This window comes from Streptomyces caelestis (assembly GCF_001279005.1).
GTDB classification, from domain to species: domain Bacteria; phylum Actinomycetota; class Actinomycetes; order Streptomycetales; family Streptomycetaceae; genus Streptomyces; species Streptomyces heliomycini.
Genome location: NZ_LGCN01000276.1, coordinates 51,029 through 68,652, shown reverse-complemented (window position 1 = coordinate 68,652; position 17,624 = coordinate 51,029). Strand labels below are relative to the sequence as shown.

The 17,624-nt window shown below is 72.1% G+C and carries 16 protein-coding genes and 1 riboswitch; of the genes, 13 read left to right on the top strand and 3 right to left on the bottom strand.

Annotated elements, in window-relative coordinates; all coding sequences use genetic code 11:
• Positions 1–255 precede the first annotated feature (255 nt).
• The 3 genes from ADK41_RS37500 to ADK41_RS37490 all read left to right on the top strand — a co-directional run bounded on the left by ADK41_RS37500 (position 256) and on the right by ADK41_RS37490 (position 3,503).
• Positions 256–1,257, top strand: coding sequence for an SIS domain-containing protein (locus tag ADK41_RS37500; protein WP_030832725.1), 1,002 nt, complete (start codon positions 256–258; stop codon positions 1,255–1,257).
• A 230-nt stretch (positions 1,258–1,487) separates the two neighbouring features.
• Positions 1,488–2,360: a PfkB family carbohydrate kinase gene (locus ADK41_RS37495; RefSeq protein ID WP_030832722.1), complete on the top strand. Its 873-nt coding sequence runs from the start codon at positions 1,488–1,490 to the stop codon at positions 2,358–2,360.
• A gap of 42 nt (positions 2,361–2,402) precedes the next feature.
• Positions 2,403–3,503 carry a LacI family DNA-binding transcriptional regulator gene (locus ADK41_RS37490; RefSeq protein WP_030832720.1) on the top strand — a complete coding sequence of 367 codons (1,101 nt, stop codon included), beginning with the start codon at positions 2,403–2,405 and terminating at the stop codon, positions 3,501–3,503.
• 388 nt (positions 3,504–3,891) lie between these two features.
• Here the strand turns inward: ADK41_RS37490 and ADK41_RS37485 are convergent, their stop codons facing one another.
• Positions 3,892–4,650 carry an SDR family oxidoreductase gene (locus ADK41_RS37485; protein WP_030832718.1) on the bottom strand — a complete coding sequence of 253 codons (759 nt, stop codon included), beginning with the start codon at positions 4,648–4,650 and terminating at the stop codon, positions 3,892–3,894.
• 445 nt (positions 4,651–5,095) lie between these two features.
• A riboswitch (FMN riboswitch) is annotated at positions 5,096–5,226 on the top strand.
• Between the two features lie 145 nt (positions 5,227–5,371).
• Here ADK41_RS37485 and ADK41_RS37480 point away from each other — a divergent pair.
• The 9 genes from ADK41_RS37480 to ADK41_RS37440 all read left to right on the top strand — a co-directional run bounded on the left by ADK41_RS37480 (position 5,372) and on the right by ADK41_RS37440 (position 12,827).
• Positions 5,372–5,986, top strand: a complete 615-nt coding sequence (locus ADK41_RS37480) for a riboflavin synthase (RefSeq protein ID WP_030832716.1) — start codon at positions 5,372–5,374, stop codon at positions 5,984–5,986.
• Entirely contained in the window at positions 5,983–6,624 is a 642-nt protein-coding gene (locus ADK41_RS37475) for a nicotinamide mononucleotide transporter family protein (RefSeq protein WP_030832714.1), read from the top strand. Before ADK41_RS37480 ends, ADK41_RS37475 begins: the two co-directional genes overlap by 4 nt.
• A complete protein-coding gene (locus tag ADK41_RS37470) occupies positions 6,621–7,910 on the top strand; it encodes a bifunctional 3,4-dihydroxy-2-butanone-4-phosphate synthase/GTP cyclohydrolase II (protein WP_030832712.1) in 1,290 nt (429 codons plus the stop codon). Before ADK41_RS37475 ends, ADK41_RS37470 begins: the two co-directional genes overlap by 4 nt.
• Positions 7,911–7,929: 19 nt before the next feature.
• Positions 7,930–8,415, top strand: a complete 486-nt coding sequence (ribH, locus tag ADK41_RS37465; RefSeq protein ID WP_030832709.1) for a 6,7-dimethyl-8-ribityllumazine synthase — start codon at positions 7,930–7,932, stop codon at positions 8,413–8,415.
• A gap of 34 nt (positions 8,416–8,449) precedes the next feature.
• Positions 8,450–8,722, top strand: a complete 273-nt coding sequence (locus ADK41_RS37460) for a phosphoribosyl-ATP diphosphatase (RefSeq protein WP_004990764.1) — start codon at positions 8,450–8,452, stop codon at positions 8,720–8,722.
• Positions 8,723–8,769: 47 nt separating this feature from the next.
• Positions 8,770–9,654: an ATP phosphoribosyltransferase gene (gene hisG / locus ADK41_RS37455; RefSeq protein ID WP_030832703.1), complete on the top strand. Its 885-nt coding sequence runs from the start codon at positions 8,770–8,772 to the stop codon at positions 9,652–9,654.
• 19 nt (positions 9,655–9,673) lie between these two features.
• Positions 9,674–10,144 (top strand): PH domain-containing protein, encoded by a 471-nt coding sequence (locus ADK41_RS37450; protein WP_030832700.1) that lies wholly within the window; start codon positions 9,674–9,676, stop codon positions 10,142–10,144.
• Between the two features lie 281 nt (positions 10,145–10,425).
• Entirely contained in the window at positions 10,426–11,757 is a 1,332-nt protein-coding gene (locus ADK41_RS37445; RefSeq protein WP_030832698.1) for a hemolysin family protein, read from the top strand.
• Entirely contained in the window at positions 11,754–12,827 is a 1,074-nt protein-coding gene (locus ADK41_RS37440) for a hemolysin family protein (protein WP_030832694.1), read from the top strand. Before ADK41_RS37445 ends, ADK41_RS37440 begins: the two co-directional genes overlap by 4 nt.
• A gap of 59 nt (positions 12,828–12,886) precedes the next feature.
• On the opposite strand, the gene ADK41_RS37435 is transcribed toward ADK41_RS37440, so the two are convergent.
• Both ADK41_RS37435 and ADK41_RS37430 read right to left on the bottom strand, forming a co-directional pair.
• Positions 12,887–14,758: an AAA family ATPase gene (locus tag ADK41_RS37435; protein WP_030832692.1), complete on the bottom strand. Its 1,872-nt coding sequence runs from the start codon at positions 14,756–14,758 to the stop codon at positions 12,887–12,889.
• 427 nt (positions 14,759–15,185) lie between these two features.
• Positions 15,186–15,806 carry a uridine kinase family protein gene (locus ADK41_RS37430; RefSeq protein ID WP_078662097.1) on the bottom strand — a complete coding sequence of 207 codons (621 nt, stop codon included), beginning with the start codon at positions 15,804–15,806 and terminating at the stop codon, positions 15,186–15,188.
• 297 nt (positions 15,807–16,103) lie between these two features.
• Here ADK41_RS37430 and ADK41_RS37425 point away from each other — a divergent pair, with 297 nt between their 5' ends.
• Complete coding sequence (locus ADK41_RS37425) at positions 16,104–17,492, top strand: peptidase C39 family protein (protein WP_030832686.1); 1,389 nt, start codon at positions 16,104–16,106, stop codon at positions 17,490–17,492.
• Positions 17,493–17,624: the final 132 nt, after the last annotated feature.

Below are 17,624 nucleotides of genomic sequence, written 5' to 3'. Positions count from 1 at the left end.
ATCTGATACCGGTACCAGAGTCAGAGCGAAGATCTTTTTCGGGAAAGTGCGGGGGTGCGCCGCAGCGCGACTGTTTCTCTCCGTACGGATTGATGAAGTAGCACTTCAGAGCCGACTTTCGAAGGGGGTGCATAGCTGCGGACGCCCCGCTGCTGTTGACGTCGTCGATGCGCTGTGTCAGCGTGTGGCCCGCGTGATACCGGTATCAGGTCGCTCAGCGCCGCCGGCCGCACCCGTTCTCGAAAGGACGCGAAGATGCTCGGATTCGACGAGCCGGAATTCCTCTCCCAGTTGGCGAGCACGGTGGCCCTGCGCCCCCGGATCGAGGAACTCGCCGACCGCCTCACGGACGACGGCTTCGACAACCTCTTCCTCGTCGGCGCCGGCGGCACCTACGCCCAGATGTGGCCGTACGAACAACTCGCCCGCCGCGTCTCGACGCTGCCCGTCCACGCCGTCATCGCGGCGGATCTGGTCACCGGTGCCGAGGCGACGCTCGGTGAGCGCTCGGTCGCCGTCTTCACCTCGGTGTCGGGCACCACCGAGGACAGCCTCCGGGCCATCGAGTACTGCAAGGCGAGGGGTGTGCGCACCGTCGGGTTCACGGGCTACGCCGAGTCCCCCGTGGCCGAAAGCGTGGACGTGGCCCTCGTCTCCGAGCCGAAGGCCTGGCCCTTCGACCCGCAGATGCTGCTGCTCATGGGGCGGCTGCTCGCACGCCGGGGCGAGTTCGAGGGGTACGACAGGCTCGCCGGCGAACTCGCCGGACTGCCCGGCGTCCTCCTCGACGTGGCACGGCAGGCCGAGCCGGGGGCCGCCGCCTTCGCCGAGGCCCACAAGGACACCGACTACCACTTCCTGGTCGGCGGCGGAAACCTGTGGGGATTCACCTACCTGTACTCCATGTGCATCCTCGAGGAGATGCAGTGGCTGCGCACCACCCGCGTGCACAGCGCCGAGTTCTTCCACGGCTCCCTGGAACTCCTCGAAGAGGACACGAGCGTGCTCGTCTTCCAGGGAGAGGACGAGACCCGCGCCCTCACCGACCGGGTCGAGGCCTTCGCCAAGCGTGTCTCCCGCGACGTGACCGTCTTCGACACCCGCGACTACCCGATGCCCGGCATCAGCCCGGAGTTCCGCGGTCTGCTCGCACCGCTGGTGCTCGACACGGTCATGGGCCGGGTCAGCAAGCACCTGGAGCGGGTGCGCGGACACTCGCTCGACCTGCGCCGCTACTACCGCGTCATGGACTACTGAGACACGCGGCCGGCCGCTGCCGCACGGGGGAAGGACCCCGGCGGCGGCAGCCGGCGCGACCCGGCGCGGCGCCCTCGTCCCGCCCGGGGACCGCGGCGCACCACCGCCGGCTCGCTTCCGCGTGATCCGCGGTCCACAGCTCGCACCCGCCGCCCGGCACCGAGTCCGGTGCCGGGCGCCCGTCCGTGCCCCCGCCCCGTGGCGTGCCGGGCCAGCGCACAGGAGAACCCATGAGAGTCCTCGGCTTCGGCGACAACATCGTCGACCGGTTCGTCGACCGCGGCGTCGACTACCCGGGCGGCAACAGCGTGAACGTGGCCGTCTACGCCAGACGCCTCGGCCTGGAGGCGGCGTACCTCGGAGTGTTCGGCGACGACGCCCTCGGCCGCTTCCTGCGCGAGGCCATCGCGGACGCCGGGGTGGCCGTCGACCGCTGCGCCGTGCGCGACGGCGAGAGCGGCGTGTCCACCCTCCGGGTCGACTCCGGCGACCGCGTCTTCCTCGGCTGGAACGGAGGCGGCGTCACCGTGCGCGAGCCGCTGGTCCTCGACAGCGGCCTGCTCGCCTACGTGTCCTCCTTCGACCTGGTGCACTCCAGCGTGTACTCGGGCAGCGAGGGCGAACTGCCCAAGCTCGCCGGGCTCGACACGCTCACGACCTTCGATTTGTCCAGCGAGGAGGAGTACCGCACGCCCGGCTACCTGGACCGGGTCTGCCCGTACGCCGACCTCGTGCTGCTGTCCTGCTCCCACCTGGACGAGACGGCCACCCACGACCTGCTGGCCGAGGCGGTGCGACGCGGCGCCGGACTCGCCCTCGCCACCCGAGGCGCCGAGGGCGCCGTCGCCCACGACGGCCGTACGACCGTGGCGGCGCCGGCCCGCCCCCTGGACGACGGGGCACCCCTGGTCGACACGATGGGCTGCGGTGACGCCTTCCTCGCCGGGTTCGTGGCGTCACTGCTGCGCGCGGGATGGCGCAGGTCCACCCCGCCCGACCGCCGCCGGCTGGAACGCGCGCTGCACGACGGCGCGGACGCCGCCCACGAACAGTGCTTCACCGAGGCGGCGTTCGGCCGTGGCCGGCCCACCGGCTGTGTCTAGCATGTGGACAGCCGTCGATCACGAGAAGCGAGGTACCGAGCGATGTCAGGAGAGCGGCCCCGCCCGTCGGCGCCCCCGACGATCTCCGAGGTGGCCGCGGAGGCCGGGGTCGGCCGGGCGACCGCCGCCCGCACGCTCGGCGGATACGGATACGTCAGCCCGGAGCTGAAGGAGCGGGTGCTCGCCGCGGCCGAGAAGCTCGGCTATCGGGCGAACGCGCTGGCCCGCAGCATGTCGACGGGGGTGACCCACACCCTCGGGGTCATCGTCGCGGACATCGGCAACCCGTTCTTCGCGGGTGTCGTACGCGGCATCTGCGACACCTCCCGCGCCCGCGGATTCGACACGCTGGTCGTCAGCACGTACGAGAGGCTGGACGAGGAGGTGGCGGCGGCCAACGTCCTCATCGACAAGCGCGTCGACGGCATGATCGTCGCGTCGGCGGCGGTCGACCACTCCTCGGTCGGCCACATCCGCACGGCCCTCGACCGCGGAATCCCGGTGGTCCTCGTCGACCGCGCGGTGCCCTCGCTCGATCTGGACGCCGTCGTCATCGACAACCGGGACGCGGCGCGCGAGGCGGTGGAGAAGCTCATCGCGGCCGGTCACCGACGTATCGGATTCGTCTGGGGCCCACCGGTGGACAAGGTTCCCGCGACCCGCCGGGAACTGATCGCCGCCGCGTCCCGCAATCTGTGGACCGACGGGGAGCGCCTGCGCGGATACCTCGACGCGCTCGACGACGCGGGCATCCCCTTCGACCCCGAACTGGTCATGGTCGGGCCGAAGGTCGAGAAGCGGGCGGCCCGGGAGGTCGCCCGGATGCTCGACCTCCCCGACCGCGTCACCGCGCTGTTCTGCACCGAGACCGACGGCGTCACCGGTGCGCTGCGCGCCATCCGCGCACGGGATTTGTCGTGCCCCGGTGACATGTCCCTGATTGGGTTCGACGACAGCGCCTGGGCCGCGGTCATGGTGCCGCCGCTGACCATGATCGAACAGCCGGTGCACCAGCTCGGGTCCACGGCCGCCGAGGTACTGCTCGACGTCCTCGGGGGAGCCGAACCCCGCCGGGAGATGCACACCCTGCGCACCCGCCTCGTGGACCGCTCGTCGGTGGCGGCGCCCCCCGGCCGGGCGTGAGGGCCGCACGCCGGCCCTGGCGCCAGCCGGCCCTCGCACGCGGCTGCTCGCGGGCCAGGGGGCCGGAAGCGCCGGGCCGCTCGTCGAGCGCCGTTGTCCGCCTCGGCCGGCGCAGTGGCCCCGTCCGGACGGGCTCGGTGGGGCGCGGGGGAGAGCCCTCGCAGAGGGGCGTTCCGGTCGCTGACGGCTCCGACCGGTCCGCCCCGTGCCCGGGGCCCGGTTCCGGGGCGGGGACCGCACCCGGGGCCGCCTCGGTCGCCGCCCCGCCCGGTGCCGGGCCCCGGTGCCGGGCCCCGGGCACGGGTGGCCCGGTGCCCGGGGCCGGGTACCGGTGCCCGGACGGCCGTTCCCGTACGGGGCCGCCGGTTCTGGCCGGGGCCGACGGCCGTCAGCGGCGTGGGACGCCGGTTTTGAACCGTTCCGCCAGGTACTCGTCGAACGTGCCCTTGCCGACCGCCCGCTCCGGGGCGAGGTGACCGCCTTCGCGGAAGGCGTCGTAGGCCGCGCCGCGCAGCGGGACCTTCACCACCGCACGGCGGCGGCCCGTGGCCCTCAGATACGCGCGGGCCAGGGAGTCGAACGTCCGGACCTCCGGGCCGCCCATGTCGTCCACGCGGCCCGCCGGCGCGCCCTGGGCCAGCTCGGCCAGGCGGTCCGCGACCTCGGTGACATCGACCGGCTGGTCCTTCACCCGGGCCGGCAGCAGCAGGACCGGGAGCCTGGCCATGCCCTGGAGGACCGAGAGCACCAGGTCGTGGAACTGGGTGGCGCGCAGCACCGTCCACCCCAGTCCCGACTCCTCGACCAGCCGCTCCACCGCCAGCTTGGACCTGTAGTAGCCGAACGGCACCCGGTCGACGCCGACGATCGAGATGTACACGAAATGTCCCACCCCGGCCCGCCGGGCCGCCGGGATCAGGTTCCGCGCGGCCTTCTCGTCGCCACCGCGCGGTGACGACGCGCAGTGCACGATCGTGTCCACGCCCGCTACGGCCTCGTCCAGTCCGCTCCCGCCCTCGCGCAGGTCGACGGCGTACGGCCGCGCGTGCCGGCTCAGCACCCGTACCTCGTGCCCGTCCGCCCGCAGCCGTTCGGTGACGTGCCGGCCGAGCGTGCCGGTACCGCCGGTCACCAGGATCGTGCTCATGCTGTTCCGTCCCTTCGGGCACCCGGCGCTCCCCGACGGAGCGCCCCGCGTCAACCGGGACGGATCAGCCACCGTCGGGCGTGACATCGGTCGTGCCGGCTGACGTCGTACGCCGTCCAGCTTCACCGGACACGGCGCCGGGCGCATCCGCGCGTGGTGAGGCCCGGCGGCGGGCAAGGGCCGTCGTCACCGCCGCCGGGCCGGTCCTGCGAGGGGCGGCCCGGCTCCCGCCCCGTCACGGAGGGTGGCTCGGACCCTAGGAGGACCAGACCATGGCGTCAATAGGTATGGACCAATGCGACGGGCCGTCAAGGGGGCCGTGTGGAGGGAGAGTTGTCCTTCGAGCGTTCCCCGGCGGCCTCCGTGTCGCGCCCTGTGATCCAGCCCACACTCTCCACCCGCATGGAGGACGGCCGGGCGTGGCAGACTGGCCGTGTACCAGTAGCAGCGCACTCCGGGGTCGGTGAAAGTCCGAACCGGCGGTTACAGTCCGCGACCCGGTCGCCTCCAGCGGCCGGTTGACCAGGTGAAATTCCTGGACCGACGGTTAAAGTCCGGATGGGAGGCAGTGCGCGGCGGGCGGGCATCCATGCACGCCGCCGTACCGGTTCGCCGTCGAGGCGATCCCTGTCCGGCGTCGTTCCCGGTGTTCCCGCTCGTACCTTCTGTCGTCATCGACAGCCCCGGAGTCCGTGCCCGAAGAGGCAGGAGGACCCGGGAAGTGTTCACCGGAATCGTCGAAGAGCTGGGCGAGATCACCGCCGTCGAGACCCTCGACGACGCCTGTCGCTTCCGGCTGCGCGGCCCCGTCGTCACCGAAGGCGCGAAACACGGCGACTCCATCGCCGTCAACGGTGTCTGCCTCACGGTCGTCGAACACGAGGGCGACGAGTTCACCGCCGACGTCATGGCGGAGACCCTGAAGCGCTCCAGCCTCGGCGTCCTCGCCGTCGGCTCCCGCGTCAACCTCGAACGTCCCACGGCCGTCGGCTCCCGCCTCGGCGGCCACATCGTGCAGGGGCACGTCGACGGCACCGGCGAGATCCTCGGACGCGAACCGTCGGAGAACTGGGAGATCGTGAGGATCTCCCTCCCCGCCGACCTCTCCCGCTACGTGGTGGAGAAGGGCTCCGTCACCGTCGACGGCATCAGCCTCACCGTCGTCGACGCCGGGCCCGACTTCTTCACCGTCAGCCTGATCCCCACGACGCTCGCCCTGACCACACTCGGCATCAAGCAGCCCGGCGACCCGGTCAACCTCGAGGTGGACGTCATCGCCAAGTACGTCGAGCGGATGCTCGGCGACCGCGCCACCGGTGAGGGGGCGCCCCGGTGAACTGGCTCAACTCCGAGGCCTTCACTCTCTTCGACCAGCACATCAAATGGTCGGACATGATCGGCAACGTGGTCGGTCTGATCGCCCTCGCCCTCGGCTGGCGCCGCTCCCTGTGGACCTGGCCCGCCCAGTTCGTCTCCGGCCTGATCCTCTTCACGGCCTTCGCCGCCGCCCACCTCTCGGGCAGCGCCGGCAAGCAGATCGTCGTCATGCTGGTCGCCTCCTGGGGCTTCTGGCAGTGGAACCGCGGCCGGCGGCAGGCGCAGGACGGGTCCGTCGCCGTACGGTTCGCGACCCATACCGAACGGCTTCTCCTCGTGGGCGCCGCGGCCGTCGGCACCCTCGCCGTCGGCGGGCTGTTCACCCTCTACCCGTCCCTGTCCTGGGACCCCTGGCCGGACGCCTACATCTTCGTCGGCACGATCGTCGCCATGTACGCGCAGGCCCGCGGCATGGTCGAGTTCTGGTTCGCCTGGCTGCTCGTCGACCTCGTCGGCGTCCCCCTGAACTTCGCCAACGGCTTCGCCTTCTCCGGCTTCGTCTACGTCATCTACGGCGCACTGGTCCTCTGGGGCCTGCGCGACTGGTGGCTGCGCTCCCGCGACGCGCGGCCCGCCCTGGAAGGAGCGCCGGCATGAGCGCGACACCCATTCTGTACCGCACCGACGGTTTCGAGGACCTCACGCTCGACCCGGTCGAGCAGGCCGTCGCCGACATCGCGGCCGGCCGCCCGGTCGTGGTCGTCGACGACGAGGACCGCGAGAACGAGGGCGACCTGGTCATCGCCGCCGAGAAGGCCACCCCCGAGATCGTCGCCTTCATGATGAGCGAGTGCCGCGGCCTGATCTGCGCCCCCATGGAGGGCGACGAACTGGACCGGCTGCGCCTCCCGCAGATGGTGGACGACAACACCGAGTCGATGAAGACCGCGTTCACCGTCTCCGTCGACGCCGGCGCCGCCCACGGAGTGAGCACCGGCATCTCCGCCGCCGACCGCGCCGCCACGCTCCGGCTGCTGGCGAGCGGCACCGCCGAGCCGGCCGACCTCGTCCGCCCCGGCCACGTCTTCCCGCTGCGCGCCCGCCCCGGCGGCGTCCTGGTGCGCAACGGCCACACCGAGGCCGCCGTCGACCTCGCCCGCCTCGCCGGCCTGCGCCCGGCCGGCGCCATCGTCGAGATCGCCGGTGAGGACGGCACCATGCTCCGGCTGCCCGAGCTGATCCCGTTCGCCCGCAAGCACGGTCTGACGATCATCTCCATCGAGGACCTGATCGCCTACCGCCGCTCCGCCGAACCCACCGTCCGCCGCGAGGCCGAGGTCGGTCTGCCCACCTCCCACGGCACCTTCACCGCGTACGGCTACCGCTCCACCGTCGACGGCGTCGAACACGTCGCTCTCGTCCACGGCGACATCGGCGAGGGCGAGGACGTCCTCGTCCGTCTCCACTCCGAATGCCTCACCGGCGACGTCTTCGGCTCCCGGCGCTGCGACTGCGGCCCTCAGCTCGACGCCTCCCTGGACCGCATCCAGGCCGAGGGCCGGGGCGTGGTCGTCTACCTGCGCGGCCACGAGGGGCGCGGCATCGGCCTGATGTCCAAGCTGCGCGCCTACGAACTCCAGGAGCGCGGCCGGGACACCCTCGACGCCAACCTCGAACTCGGCCTGCCCGCCGACGCCCGCGACTACGGCGCCGGCGCACAGATCCTCGCCGACCTCGGCGTGCGCGGCGTCCGCCTGATGACCAACAACCCCGACAAGTCCGACGCGCTCGCCCGCCACGGCATCGAGGTCACCGGGCGCGAGCCGATGCCCGTCACCGCGAGCGAGCACAACCTCCGCTACCTGCGCACCAAGCGGGACCGGATGGGCCACGACCTGCCCTGGCTGGACACGCCGACCGTGCCCGCCTGCGGCAACCAGTAAGAGAACACCGAGGAGAGACGTGAGCGGCAAGGGTGCACCGGAGTTGTCCGTACGCGACGTGGGAGACCTGCGGGTCGCCGTCATCGCCGCGCAGTGGCACGAGAAGGTGATGGACGGACTGGTGGACGGCGCCCTGCGCGCCCTGCACGACCTCGGCATCGACGAACCGACCCTGCTCCGGGTCCCCGGCAGCTGGGAACTCCCGGTCGTCGCCAAGGCCCTGGCCGGCCGCGGCTACGACGCGGTCGTCGCCCTCGGCGTCGTCATCCGGGGCGGCACGCCCCACTTCGACTACGTGTGCCAGGGAGTCACCCAGGGCCTCACCCAGGTCTCGGTCGACACCGGGGTCCCCGTCGGCTTCGGTCTGCTCACCTGTGACGACGAGGAACAGGCCCTGGACCGCGCCGGACTGCCCGGCTCCAGCGAGGACAAGGGGCACGAGGCGGTCACCGCGGCGGTGGCGACCGCGGCCTGCTTGCGTTCGGTATCCGAACCCTGGCGGTGAGCAGTCCCCGTCACCGCGTAGGGTAAGGACCACCATGTCCAAGAAGACGTTCGAGGAGCTCTTCACCGAGCTCCAGCACAAGGCCGCCCACGGGGATCCCGCCACCTCCCGCACCGCCGAGCTGGTCGACAAGGGCGTCCATGCCATCGGCAAGAAGGTCGTCGAGGAGGCCGCCGAAGTCTGGATGGCCGCCGAGTACGAGGGCAAGGAGGCGGCCGCCGAGGAGATCTCGCAGCTGCTGTACCACGTCCAGGTGATGATGGTCGCCCGCGGCATCTCCCTCGACGACGTCTACGCCCATCTGTGAACCCTCACGTCCGCGACACACCCCTCCACACGAAGGAAGCCGACCTCATGCTGCGCATCGCCGTCCCCAACAAGGGTTCCCTGTCCGGCCCTGCGGCGGAGATGCTGCATGAGGCCGGCTACCGGCAGCGCCGCGAGTCCAAGGAACTGCGGATCGTCGACCCGGCGAACGAGGTCGAGTTCTTCTACCTCCGCCCCCGCGACATCGCCATCTACGTCGCCTCCGGGCAGCTCGACATCGGCATCACCGGCCGCGACCTGCTGATCGACTCCGGCGCCGACGCCGAGGAGATCCTCCCCCTCGGCTTCGCCCGCTCCACCTTCCACTACGCCACCAAGCCGGGCACCGTCGGAGACCTGGCGGACCTGGCGGGCAAGACGATCGCCACCTCGTACGAGGGCATCGTCGCGGCGCACCTCGCCGACAACGGCATCGACGCCTCCGTCGTCCACCTCGACGGCGCCGTCGAGACCGCCATCCAGCTCGGTGTCGCCCAGGTCATCGCGGACGTCGTCGAGACGGGCACCTCACTGCGCAACGCCGGGCTGGACGTCGTCGGCGAGCCGATCATGAAGTCCGAGGCCGTCGTCATCCTCCCCCGGGCTCGAACACACTCGCCCGGGGGGACCCCCACCACCGGCGCGGACGGCGAGGAGCCCAAGGTGCGGCAGTTCCTGCGCCGCCTCCAGGGCGTCCTGGTCGCCCGGACGTACGTGATGATGGACTACGACTGCCGCGTCGAACAGCTCGAGAAGGCCGTCGCCCTCACCCCGGGTCTGGAGTCCCCCACCGTGTCCCCGCTGCACAACGAGGGCTGGGTCGCCGTCCGCGCGATGGTCCCGTCCAAGGAGGCCCAGCAGATCATGGACGACCTGTACGACATCGGCGCCCGCGCCATCCTCACCACGGCCATCCACGCCTGCCGCCTCTGACCGGGCCCGGAGCACCACCATGTCGGACGCAACCGCGGGCCAGCTGCCCGAACTGCCCGTCACCTTCCGGCCGGGCCGCACCCGCGCGGTGCTGCTCACCGCCGGCGCCGCGCTCTTCGCGGTCATCACCCTGATCGCGCTGCTGCTGGACCAGCTCGGTCCGGGGGAGCGGCTCAGCTTCGTGTTCACCGCCGCGCTGCTGGCCGGCGTGCTGTTCCTGCTGGCCCGGCCGAAGGTCGTCGCCGACGAGACGGGCGTCACCGTCGTCAACATCGCGAGCCGGCGCCGCCTGGAATGGGCGGAGATCCTTCAGGTGAACCTCCGTCCCGGTGATCCCTGGGTCTTCCTCGACCTCAGCGACGGCACCAGCCTGCCCGCGCTCGGCATCCAGCCGGGCATCGCCAGACAGCGGGCCATCGCCGACGCACGGGCCCTGCGGGCGCTCACCGAGGCCCGTTCCACCGCCGGGCCCGAGGCGCCCCGGAGCTGACTCGGGGCCGTCCCTCCGGGGCGGCTCGGGGCCCGGCTCCGGGAAGCGTCGGGGACGTCCACCTGCCGCAGTCGCCCATGTCTTGATTAATCTGGTGGGCGAAGGCGCGACGACCGCGCCTTCGCCCCTGCCGCCCCGCCCGGTGCACAGGGGCTCCAGCTACCCGAGGAGTGACCCTCTCCGGCGATGGACGGATCGTCCTGTAGTACCTGCGCCGCCCCCTGCCGACACAGCGCGGACCCGATCCACGGAGTCCGCGCGCATGCGGAGGCGGCGGCATCATGACCACCCCCTTGCTGCTTCTCGCAGCCGCTTTCCTGCTGATCCTGGCCAATGGATTCTTCGTGGCCGCCGAGTTCGGCCTGGTCACCGTCGAGCGACCGGACGCCGAACGGGCCGCCGCGGGCGGCGACCGGCGCGCCCGCCGGGTCGTCGAGTCGCTCAGGGAGCTGTCCTTCCAGCTGTCCGGCACCCAGCTCGGCATCACCATCACCTCCCTCGTCGTCGGCATGCTGGCGCAGCCGGCGCTCGCCGGACTGCTGCACGGCCCCTTCACCGGCATCGGCGTCCCCGAGGGCGCGGTCCCCGGTGTCTCCGTCGTCATCGGCATGCTGCTGGCCTCCGCGGTGCAGATGGTGATCGGCGAACTCGTGCCGAAGAACTGGGCGGTGTCCCGCCCCCTGCAGGTCGCCCGCTTCGTGGCCGGCCCGCAGCACGCGTTCGCCCGGCTCTTCCGCCCGGTCATCGCCGGGCTGAACGCCGTGGCCAACCACCTGGTGCGGGCCCTGGGCATCGAGCCCGCCGAGGAGCTGGCCTCCGCCCGCACCCCCGGCGAACTCGTCTCCCTGGCCCGGCACTCCGCCCGGGCCGGCACGCTGGAACAGGACACGGCGGACCTCTTCGTCCGCACCCTGTCCCTCGGCGAACTGACCGCACAGCACGTCATGACGCCGCGCGTGAAGGTCAACGCCCTGCAGTCCTCGGCGACCGCCGAGGACGTGGTCAACCTCACCCGGGCCACCGGTCTGTCCCGCTTCCCCGTCTACCGGGAGCGGATCGACGAGATCGTCGGCATGGTGCACCTCAAGGACGCCCTCGCGGTGTCCGTGCGCGACCGGCTGCGCACCCCCGTGGGCCGCATCGCCCGCCCGGCGCTGCTCGTCCCCGAGACCCTGCCCGTACGGCCGCTGCTCACGCGGCTGCGCAGCGAGCAGCCCATCGCCGTCGTCGTCGACGAGTACGGCGGCACGGCCGGCGTCGTCACGCTGGAGGACATCGTCGAGGAGCTCGTCGGCGAGGTGCGCGACGAGCACGACGGACAGGACGTCCCCGAACTCGCCCCCGCCCCGCCCGAGGACGGCAACCCCGCCTGGGACGTCGACGGCGGCGTCCGGATCGACATCCTGCTGCGCATAGGCCTGGAGGCGCCCGAGGGGCCGTACGAGACGGTGGCCGGCCTGGTCGCCGATCTGCTCGGCCGGATCCCGGCCGTCGGCGACCACGCGGAACTGCCCGGCTGGCGGCTGTCGGTGCGCCGGGTCGACCACTACCGCGCCGAGCGTGTCCGCCTGGTCAGAACGGCCCCGCTGCCCCTGGTGGAGGTGGCCGGATGAGCGTGCTGCAACTCCTCTTCGCCGCGCTGCTCGTGCTCGCCAACGGCTTCTTCGTCGGCGCCGAGTTCGCCCTGGTCTCGGTCCGCCGCAGCCAGATCGAACCGCTCGGCACGGCCCGCGCCCGCCGGGTGCTGTACGGCCTGGAGCATCTGCCGCAGATGATGGCGGCGGCCCAGTTCGGCATCACCGTCTGCTCGCTGACCCTGGGCGCGGTCGCCGAACCGACGGTCGCCCGTCTGCTGGAGCCGGTCTTCGAGTGGATGCGCCTGCCGCACGGCGTGATCCACCCGCTCGGCTACGTCATCGCGCTCGCCGCGGTGGTCTTCTTCCACCTCGTCATCGGCGAGATGGTCCCGAAGAACCTGGCGATGGCGGCCCCCGAGAAGGCCGCGCTGTGGCTGAGTCCCGGCCTGGTCTGGTTCGCCCGCCTGTGCAAGCCGGTCACGATCGCGCTCGGCGCCTGCGCCCAGGCCGTCCTGCGGCTGTTCCGCGTCGAACCGAAGGACGAGGTGGAGGCCGTCTTCACCAGCGAACAGCTCAACCGGCTGGTGGAGGACTCCGGCCAGGCGGGTCTCCTCGACCCCGAGGAGGCCGAGCGCCTGGAGGACGCGCTCGAACTGGGCTCCCGCCCGGTGACGGACGTCCTGCTGGACCACGAGTTGCTGGTGACGGTCACGCCCGCGGTCACCCCGGGGCAGATCGTGGAGCTCACCGCCCGCACCGGGTACTCCCGGTTCCCGGTGGCCGCGGACAGCGGCGCCTTCATGGGCTACCTGCACGTCAAGGACGTACTGGACCTGGAGGACTCCGACCGGGCCGTCCCGCAGCACCTCTGGCGTCCGATGACGACCCTCCGGCCCGAACTCCCCCTGGACGACGCCCTCACGGTGATGCGCCGCGCCGCGACCCATCTGGCCCAGGTCTCCGACGCCTCCGGCAGGATACTGGGCCTGGTCGCCCTGGAGGACGTACTGGAACTCCTGGTGGGCGAGGTCCGTGACCCGGCCCACCGAGAGGTGACCCTGACCCACCCGAGACCGAGCGAGGAGCAGGAGGAAGCCCTGGCGTAGCCGCGGGCACCCCCGCGGCGGGGCGAGCGAAGCCCCCCGTCAGCGCGCCCGCCGGGGCATCACAGCCCCGGTGGGCCCGCCGGCCCTCTCCCCGACAGCACCTCCCCGTACGCCTGCATCAAATCCGGCAACCGCAACGTGGCCAGATCGTCCCGGGTCAACGCCCCCGGATACACGGACAGCCGCAGATCCCGATACGCACAGCTCTTCTCGTACAGCGTCCGCAGGAACCGCCCGTTCCCCAGCTCGTCGATCCACCCCTGCTCCACCACGTGCCCGGCGATCGACCGCAGCTCCTCCAACGCCTCCTCGTCCCACACGTCGCCGTTCTCACCGGCCAGCACCTCACCGATCGAGGTCAGCTCCAGCGGCCGGTACGAGGGAAAGTCCACCCGTGTGGTGAACCGCGACGACAGCCCCGGATTCGCGGCCAGCAGCCGATCCATCCCCTCCGGGTACCCGGCGAGGATCACCACCAGATGATCCCGGTTGTCCTCCGCCCGTTTCAACAGCACCTGAAGCGCCTCGTCCCCGTACGCGTCACCCTTGCCGTACCCGGAGTTGGACAGCGCGTACGCCTCGTCCACGAACAGCACCCCGCCCAGCGCGGAGTCGATCAGCTCGTTGGCCTTCACCGCGGTCTGCCCCAGGTACTCGCCGACCAGATCCGCCCGCTGGGCCTCCACCAGATGGTCACCACCGAGCAGCCCGAGGGCGTAGAAGACGCGGCCGAGGATGCGGGCCACCGTGGTCTTGCCGGTTCCGGAGGGACCGGAGAAGACGAAGTGGCGTTTCGGCGGCTGCACCGGAAGCCCCTGCCCGGCCCGCAGCCGCGCCATGTTCAGCTGCGCCGACAACGCCTTGACCTGTCGTTTCACCGGATCCAGGCCCACCATGCGCTCCAGCTCGGCCAGCGCCTCCTCCAGTAACGCGGGGTCCGTGGGCCCGGTGGGCGGCGATGACGTCCCGGCGCCCGTCCGCTCCCGCACGCCCGGAGCGGTGACCGGGGGCAGGGGACCCGGCACGGGCTCGGGTGCGGACAGTCGCAGGTCACGCCCCTCGGTGCCGAACAGGGGATCGAACACGTCGGGGCCGTCCACGACGTCCTGCCCGGCCCCGGCGAGCGTGATCGCGGCGAGATCGGCGGAGTCGTCGTACCCGTCGTACCCGTCGCCCTCGGAGATCGCGGCGAGCCGGGCGGAGGTATCCATGAAGGCCGGATCGACCCGGTGCACGGCCCGGTACAGGGGGAGCGCCGCGGCGCTGCGGCCGGTCCCCTCGTGGGCGCGGGCCAGCCAGTAGCGCAGCTCCTTGCGCTGCGGCTGTTCGCTGCGGCACCGCATCAGCGCCGCCGACAGCAGCGGTTCGGCCTGCCCGTACATCTCCAGGCGCACCCGCGCCATGCCGCCGAACAGGCCGGCCTCGATGCCCAGCACCGGGTCCTCCACGAGGGAGTCCGTGTGCCGTACCAACTGTTCCCAGTCCTTGACCAGGTAGGCGCGGCAGGCGTGCAGGAAACGGACCTGCGGATCGGTGTCCACCGGGGGCAGTCCGGCGAGCGCCCGGTCCAGCTCGGGGACGTGGCGCCCGTCCAGCCAGTGGGAGGCGTGCGCCAGCAGCAGGTCGCGGGGGCTCTCCAGCACCGGCTGCACCCACCAGCCCAGCCAGTACCAGGAGTTGAGGGTGCGGCGGTGCCGGGTGCGCTGCTCGCCGAAGCGTTCCCGGTGCCGGAACATCCTGAGCAGCGCGGTCGTCGTGTCGACGCGCAGCGCGTGCAGTCCCAGCCAGCCGTCGGCCATCCCCGGGTCGATCCGCACCGCGGCCCGGAACTCCTCCTCCGCCTGCGGATAGGCGCCCATCGTGTAGGCGTCCACGCCTCGCAGCCAGGCGAGGTCGGCCGGGGCCTGCGGGCCCTGTGCGCCGAAGTCCATCACGTCCCCCACAGGCCGTGCCCCCGTCGGTGTGCCGGCCGACCCTCGCCCGTCGGCTCCCGTTGGTCGAACCGCTGTGCCGCGGACCGGAGTTGCAAGGTGCGCCAAGCAGTGTCCCTAGGTCGCACCGAGGGCATCGTACCTGCGGCGGCGTCACGTCCGCAGGGTGCCGTACGCGCCGAAGGGCGAGGGGGAAGGGGAGCGCGGACCGCGCATGGTGACCCAGGGTGATCGTCATATGCCACTGAGCGTTCGAAAGTGTGAAGAGGGCAGAACGAAGCCCCCGGTCACGGGGGAACAACCGGGGGCTTCGCGTCTGCCGACGGCTCCGAAGGGCCGCACATTGAGAACGTAAGACCTGTACGCGGCCCCGGTCAAGCCGAGTTGGGGTACTCCGGCGACTTGTCCGGGACCGCTCTTCACAGGTTCACCACACTGCGGGCGGATCGTCACCGTGTGTGAGCGAAGAGGTTGAATCAGCCGTCGTGGAAGGCCCGGGAAACAGCTCGTATCCCTTCGGGCGCTGCCGCACCAGCAGTCCGGCGAAGGGGCGTGAGGGGTCGTCGGCGAAGTGCTCGCGCTCCGCGCGCACCCAGCCGTCCCAGAACTCCCGCTGCTCCGCCCCGTCGCGGGCCCGGCCCCGCGACCAGGACTCCTCCCGGGGGAGGTCCATCCACAGCAACAGCGCCAGATACGGACGCAGGGCGCGGCGTCCCGCGCCGACGCCCTCCACGACGATCACGGGGGCGGGCGGCAGCGGGCGGGGCGGCCCGAAGCGGCGGGACCGCCAGTCGTAGGGGGAGTAGTGCGCGGTCTCGCCGCGGCCGAGCGGTTCGATCACCTGGCTCAGCAGCCGTCCGGTCCAGTCGAACAGTTCGGTGTGGTCGGCGATGTCGTCGAGCCGCAGCACCGGGGCGCCGTCCAACGCCCCGGCCAGACGTACGGCGAACGTCGACTTCCCCGAGCCGGCGTGCCCGTCGACACCGACGAGCCGGACCGGGCCGCACGAGGGGGCGAGCCGACGGATGCGGGAGGCGAGATCGTGAATGGCTGGTTCCTGGGAGAGGGGGAGGGGCCTACCGGAGCACTCTAGACCCCTCGACGGACGAGCCCCCCGGACGCCCGGTGAACGAGCTCCCGGGCTTTGGGCCGGACGGACCCACCGCAGGCCCCGCCATGGGGCGAGTCCCATGTCGGTCGGGCGTGGCGCGGCCGGGGTGCTGGCAGGATCCGCCCGACTGCGTTCATAGTTGGCGCACGCCCCGCTCCGTCCGGCGGACGCGCACCGTCCGGCCGACCGTGCTGCGGTCCTGTCCCGACTCCGACACCTGGGGGTCCTCCACCCATGAGCAGAGCCGAACTGCCCTCCCGCAGATCCCTCCTGGCCGCGGCGGTCGTCGCCGCCGTCGCCGGGAGCGCGGGCCCGGCGTCCGCCGGCGCCCCGACGGCCGGCGTCCCGACCGGACGTGCCACCGACATCGCCGGCCCCGGCCGGACCGCCGCCCGCCCCGTCGACAACCGGGCCTGGGTCTCGTACACCGACTGGCTCGCCGGCACCGCCGACGGGACCCGCGCCGTCGCCGGCGCCCGCCCCGGCCTCGCGATCGCGAGGCCCGTCGGCATCACGGACCACACCGATCCGCACACCGGCCGTACGGCCGCCTGGGAGTACGCGACCTGGACCTCGCCCGTGCACCGTCCCAGGGTTCCGGCGACGGAGGCGATCGCCTCCTGGAACGCGCACACCCCCGAGGGCACCTGGCTCCGGATCGAGCTGAAGGGCACGTACTCCGACGGTACGGACACCCCCTGGTACGTCATGGGGTGCTGGGCCGCCGGCGACCAGGACATCCGGCGCACCTCGGTGGACGACCAGAGCGACGGGAAGAGCACCGTCTGGACGGACACCCTCTCCGTGGACGACGCGGCCTCGGGCCTGCGCGTCGTCTCGTACCGGCTGCGACTGACCCTCTACCGCCGCCCCGGCACCCGGCTCACCCCGACCGTGTGGCGGCTCGGTGCGATGGGATCCGACGTCCCCGACCGGTTCACCGTCCCCGCCTCGAAGCCCGGCCTCGCCGAGGAGCTGATCGTCCCGCGCTACTCGCAGGAGATCCACAAGGGCCGGTACCCGGAGTACGACAACGGTGGCGAGGCCTGGTGCAGCCCCACCTCCTCGCAGATGGTCATCGAGTACTGGGGCGGGCGGCTCACCGAGGAACAGCTGTCCTGGGTCGACCCGTCCTACGCCGACCCGCAGGTCTGTCACGCGGCCCGCCACACGTTCGACCACCAGTACGAAGGCTGCGGCAACTGGCCCTTCAACGCCGCCTACGCGGCCACCTTCGAGGGCATCCAGGGCGTGGTCACCCGCCTCGGCTCCCTCACCGACCTGGAGACGCTGGTCGCCGCGGGCATCCCGGCCATCACGTCGCAGTCGTTCCTGGAGGAGGAGCTGACCGGGGCGGGGTACGGCACCTCCGGGCACTTGATGACGGTGATCGGCTTCACCGCCGACGGCGACGTGATCGCCAACGACCCCGCCTCGGACGACAACGACGCCGTGCGCCGTGTCTACCGGCGGCGCGAGTGGGAGAACATCTGGCTGCGGACCAAGCGGTACAACGCCTCCGGGAAGGTGGCGTCCGGCACCGGAGGGGTCTGCTACCTCTACTTCCCGGCCCGGCCGACCCCGCTGCAGCGCAAGGCGCTCGCGGCGGTGGGCGTGCGCTGAGCCGGCCCGGCCGACGAGCCCCGGGCGACCGGGGCCCGCCGTCGTGTGTGACCGACCTCTCGGCCGCGAAAGCCGTTCGCGGTGGCAAGGTGGACGTCAGTCGCGGGGGGAGTCCACCGCACCACAGGGACC